The organism is Oceanisphaera sp., from assembly GCF_052084945.1.
Lineage (GTDB): Bacteria > Pseudomonadota > Gammaproteobacteria > Enterobacterales > Aeromonadaceae > Oceanimonas.
The window spans coordinates 1-5,077 of the sequence record NZ_JBQDEX010000153.1; the positions used below are offsets into that span (position 1 = coordinate 1).

5 protein-coding genes are annotated in these 5,077 nt (G+C 46.4%); all 5 read left to right on the plus strand.

Features of this window, described 5'->3' with window-relative positions; all coding sequences use genetic code 11:
• The first annotated feature begins 592 nt into the window (after nt 1–592).
• A complete protein-coding gene (locus ACTHY5_RS11185) occupies nt 593–1,876 on the plus strand; it encodes a D-amino acid dehydrogenase (protein WP_441879650.1) in 1,284 nt (427 codons plus the stop codon).
• A 162-nt stretch (nt 1,877–2,038) separates the two neighbouring features.
• Nucleotides 2,039–2,920, plus strand: coding sequence for an AEC family transporter (locus ACTHY5_RS11190; protein WP_441879652.1), 882 nt, complete (start codon nt 2,039–2,041; stop codon nt 2,918–2,920).
• Between the two features lie 118 nt (nt 2,921–3,038).
• A complete protein-coding gene (locus tag ACTHY5_RS11195; protein ID WP_441879654.1) occupies nt 3,039–3,905 on the plus strand; it encodes an MSHA biogenesis protein MshI in 867 nt (288 codons plus the stop codon).
• Entirely contained in the window at nt 3,902–4,480 is a 579-nt protein-coding gene (locus ACTHY5_RS11200) for a fimbrial assembly protein (RefSeq protein ID WP_441879656.1), read from the plus strand. The genes ACTHY5_RS11195 and ACTHY5_RS11200 overlap by 4 nt, the downstream gene beginning before the upstream one ends.
• Nucleotides 4,477–5,077, plus strand: a 601-nt coding sequence (locus tag ACTHY5_RS11205) for an MSHA biogenesis protein MshJ (protein ID WP_441879657.1), incomplete at its 3' end; no start/stop codon positions are given. The genes ACTHY5_RS11200 and ACTHY5_RS11205, both read left to right, overlap by 4 nt.

The following is a 5,077-nucleotide window of genomic DNA, read 5'->3' on the forward strand; positions in this document are numbered from 1 at the left end:
ATGGATTGCCGCGTCGCTACGCTCCTCGCAATGACGGCTAAAACATAGCTTGAAGCCGGAAGCTGGAAGTTGGACAAGAAACACTGAATGAATTTTGGTGCTTTTATTTACTTCCCGCTTCAAGCTTATTACTGTCTGTTACATGGATTGCCGCGTCGCTACGCTCCTCGCAATGACGGCTAAAACATAGCTTGAAGTCGGAAGCTGGAAGCTGGAAGTTAACTCAAAAACATTGAGCTGGCTTTGCTAATCCCCAATCCCAAGTCCCTAATCACCGCTTTTTCAGATCTGATCCCTATTTTTCCGTGGGTTCTGTTGCCAATCACTGCCTTTAATCTTTCTGGGCGCTAGGCGCTGGTAGCCGGGCGCTGCTCCACCCGTTGTTATTTTAAAATATGTGACCACTGTCTCGTTAGGGTTAGTTTAATATATAATGTTGAGTTTTGTTTTTTTTATGGAATAAATGATTATATCAAAGGGTGCGTGTAGATGAAGCGATAGGCCTTGTTGTGGCTGGCCATATTCGGCTTTTTACTCTGTTGCTGCTCGCTATTTTTTCCTCTGGATTTTGTTATATTTTTAGAGGATATTCTTGGCATTGAGCATCTTGCTGGGGAAAGTGATGAAAGTATTAGTATTAGGTAGTGGCGTAGTAGGGGTAACCAGCGCCTGGTATTTAGCGCAACAAGGTCATCAAGTCACAGTGGTTGACCGTCAATCAGATGCAGCTGAAGAAACCAGTTTTGGTAATGCTGGACAGTTATCGTTTGGCATGAGTTCGCCATGGGCTGCTCCTGGCATTCCATTAAAAGCCATTAAGTGGATGTTTCAGGCACATGCGCCGTTAAAAGTGCGGCCCAGCCTTAACCCCGCGCAGTGGCAGTTTATGTTTTCTATGCTGGCTAATTGCAATGAAAAAGCGTACGGCATCAATAAATCACGCATGGTGCGTGTGTCTGAATATAGCCGCCAGTGCATTAATAACCTACAAGATGAGTTGCAACTGCCATTTGAAGGCCGTAAAAAAGGGCTGTTGCAGGTGTTTCGTACCCAGCAGCAAATAGATGACGCAGCCAAAGATATTAAAGTGCTGCAAGAGTTTAATGTGCCCCACAATATGTTAAACGTCACTGACTGTATTGCTAACGAGCCAGCACTCGCGCGAGTAAAAGATAAAATTGTCGGTGGTTTGCATTTTCCGGCAGATCAAACTGGCGACTGTAACTTATTTACTAAGTCGCTCATGAAAAAATGCCAAGATGCCGGTGTGGAGTTTAAATTTAATACCGACATCCATTCATTAGTACAAGATGGCGATCGTATTCGCGGTGCCCAAACGTCAAACGGTTTTGAAGGCGCCGATCAGGTATTAGTGTGTTTAGGCAGCTACTCGCCATTTTTACTACATCCGCTGGGCATTAAACTGCCGGTATACCCTATTAAAGGTTACTCACTAACGCTTGATGTTAAAGACGACGCTGATGCACCACAGTCCACTATAATGGATGAAACCTATAAAGTGGCGATTACCCGATTTGATAATCGTATTCGTGCTGCAGGTACGGCTGAGCTGGCTGATTTTAATACCGATTTACCTAAATCACGGCGCGATACCATTGCCGAGTCAGTAATGAGCCTGTTTCCTGAAGGCGGCACTATAGATGAAAGTCAGTTTTGGAGTGGCTTTAGACCCATGACTCCAGACGGCACCCCCATTATTGGTGGCACCCGTTATAAAAACCTGTGGTTAAACACCGGCCACGGCACCTTGGGTTGGACCATGGGCCCGGGCTCGGCTAAGTTAATTGCCGATTTAATCAGTAATCGTGAGCCAGAAATAGATAACAATGGGTTAGCGGTTAGCCGCTACGGCTAATAGCCACGTTATTACGAGGTAGAAAATTCATCATCAAGGCGCCATAATAGGCGCCTTTTCCGTGTTTTGGCCCTCACAAACAGCTATACGTTATCCGCCGTACGCCATACGTAAAAACCAAAGCGGCGGCTCCCCGCAGGGGCACAGCTCAAAATGGATGTTATGTTTTCTACATTACTCAATATTGTTATCCCCGTGTTTGCCGTGGTGGCGGTGGGGTTTGCCTTTGGTCGGCGTCAGCACAACCCTGATATGGGCTTTGTTAATTTAGCCAATGTGGCGGTATTTTGCCCAGCACTGGTATTTTCAGCCCTTATTGATAACCCCATTTCTATTAGCAGTAGCTGGCCATTAATTATTGCCGCCGTGTTAGTCATACTGATCCCGGGGGCGCTGTTAGCTGCACTGACCTTTAAAGGGCTAGAGCGACGTACTTTGGTGCTGGGGGGCATGTTTCGTAACACCGGCAATATAGGCATACCGCTTATGATGCTGGCCTATGGCGAAGACAAAATGGGCGCCATTATTATTTTGTTTGTGCTGTCTAATGTTATTCATTTCTCTTTAGGGCTGTTTATTTTATCGCACCAAGCAGGGCGCTGGCAGTGGTTAAAAAACCCCATAGTGTGGGCCGCCGTGCTTGGGTTATTACTGGCGGATTATCGGGCAGCTTTACCCGATTTTATTTACACCAGCGCCGAGTTATTAGGGCAAATTTCGGTGCCACTCATGTTATTTGCCCTAGGGGTGCGCTTAGCAAGCGGTGAAGTAGGCGACCTAGGGTTAGCTTTTAAAGTTAACCTTTGTTATCTAGTCGCTGGCGCCTTAAGTTTATTAATGGTGGCATGGTGGCTGCCGCTCACACCAGAATGGTTGCAATTATTGGCCTTGTCCGTCATGTTACCGCCTGCAGTACTTAACTATTTATTATGTGAGCAATATCAATGTCAGCCCAACAAAATGGCCAGCATAGTGTTACTAGGCAATCTCATGTCGGTGTTCAGCATTCCGCTCGTTATTTATTTAACACTGACCTTTCTGTAACAACATTGATCTGTGGTATGTAAAAAGCATGCATACTGCTATATATTCTGATAAATGATTGTTTATAAAACGCTTTTAACTGTTTATAATATGTTTTTATTCATTTAGCGCGGTAAAAATGGAACTTGTACCTAATTGGTTAAAACCTCGCCGTACAGCGACTGCGGTAGGTGTGTATATTACTCCCACTCATTTAATGGCAATTGATGAGCTGTTGCCACTTGAAGTGCAAGAGCGAGCCATTAATAAAGGCGATACCATGATCACGGCGTTGAAAGCGCTGATTACTGAGCAGCAGTGGCAAGGTCGACGTTTGTTTATTGCGCTTAATCGCCATTGGTATAAGCAAACCCAAATAGAAAAACCCACTATGCCCGATGACGAGCTGGCACAAGCATTGCCGTTTTGCATGCGCGACTTAGTGGAGATGCCGGTAGCAAATTTACTGTTTGATTACATCGATTTACCCCCAGGGCCCGCAGGCCAAGAGCGCATTGCCGTTTATAGTAGCGAGCGAGAAAAAGTGGCCCAGTTAGTACAAGCACTAACCCCATTATGTGACATTGCCACCATAGGGGTTGATGAATTGGCTATTGCTAATGTACTTGAGCCAGAGGTGCGCGGCTTACTGCTGCATAAAATACCCGGGCAAGAGCTTACCTTAACCTTTATTCATCAACGCCAGTGGCATTTTTCCCGCACCATTCGGGGCTTTCAGGCTCTTGATGATGAAAGCTTATCCGCCGAGCAATTTGTGTTCGATAATCTTTTGCTTGAACTGCAACGCAGCATTGACTACGCCGTGGGTCAGCTTAAATTAACCGCCCCTGATAAGTGGTATTTAGCCTTGCCTCAGCGGGTAACGCCGGCCATTACTAGCGCCATTAGTCAAGTGTTCGATATTCAACCAGAGTCACTCACCACTAAGCAGGTAAGCCCTATGAGCTTACCTGTGGTCGGTATTTTAAAAGAGGGGCAAATGTGAAATATCGCATAGAATTTTATCAAGCCTCGTTAAAACCCAGTAAAGACAGAGCCAACCTCACCACTTTGTGGCAAGTTAGCCTCGCCATCGTCGTGGTGTGGGGATTGGTGTTTGCTTATGCCGGCTTAACGCATTATCAGTTAACTCAGCAAAATAACAGCTTACAAATGACCCTAGCGGCGGATCAACGAGATGCCGAGCAATTGCGTGAGACCTTGTCTATTTTAACCGGCCGTCAAGACGGCACAGAGCGCAACCGCATAGAACAAAATATTAAGGCGCGCCAACAACTGCTTAGCTTGTTGTCTCAACAAAACTTAGTGTCTTATGCCAACACCCTTAATGATTTGGCGCATATTCCGTGGAACAATGTGGCCTTGCAAGGGCTCACCTTACAAGGCAAGCAAATGGTATTACGTGGCGAAGCCGCTACTGCCAGTGCAGTGCCGGCCTGGATTTTAGGGTTTAACTTACGCAGCAGCTTGCGTGGGCACCGTTTTGGTCAGTTAGCCATCAGCCAGCCAGCAGAAGGCGATTTAACCTTTAGTCTTTACAGCGCAGGGGTGACGCCATGAGTGGGATTAAACAACAAATAGCCGATCTACAAAGTCGCTTTATAGGCTTGTCTGCACGCGAGCGCTGGCTAGTGCTGGGTGCGTGCTGGGCTTTGCTGGCTTGGGTTGGCTTATTACTATATGAGTCGACATTACAAGCAAGTGTTGAGCAACAAAAGCAAGCACAACAAAGCCTAGAGCGCCAGATTAATGAACAAGTAGAGGTCAATGCTGAAATAGAACAAGCCATTGCCAAATTATCGAATAATGGCCAAGAACAGCAATTAGCCAGATTAAATCAGCGCCTCAGTCAGCTTAACGAAAACGTAGATGAGCGCATGCGCACCCTAGTTGAGCCGGATCAAATGTCGGGTTTATTGCTGACTATGTTAGAAAAAAGCGATGGGCTTGCATTGCTAGAGCTGGGTAACCAGCCGCCAGAACTACTCAATGCCAGCGCCCTAGCTGAGGCGGCAGAGTCGAGTGATACCGCCAGCTATAGTCAAGCGTTATATCGGCATAATTTAAGCCTGCAACTCAGTGGCAGCTATATGGCGCTACTGGATTATGTAGAGCAGCTAGAGCAGTTATCGGGGCGTATTTTTTGGCAAGGCCTTG

Bases quoted from the DNA above. Each gene is read 5' to 3' on its own strand.
- ACTHY5_RS11195 (WP_441879654.1), top strand. From the start codon at position 3,039: ATGGAACTTGTACCTAATTGGTTAAAACCTCGCCGTACAGCGACTGCG.
- ACTHY5_RS11190 (WP_441879652.1), top strand. From the start codon at position 2,039: ATGTTTTCTACATTACTCAATATTGTTATCCCCGTGTTTGCCGTGGTG.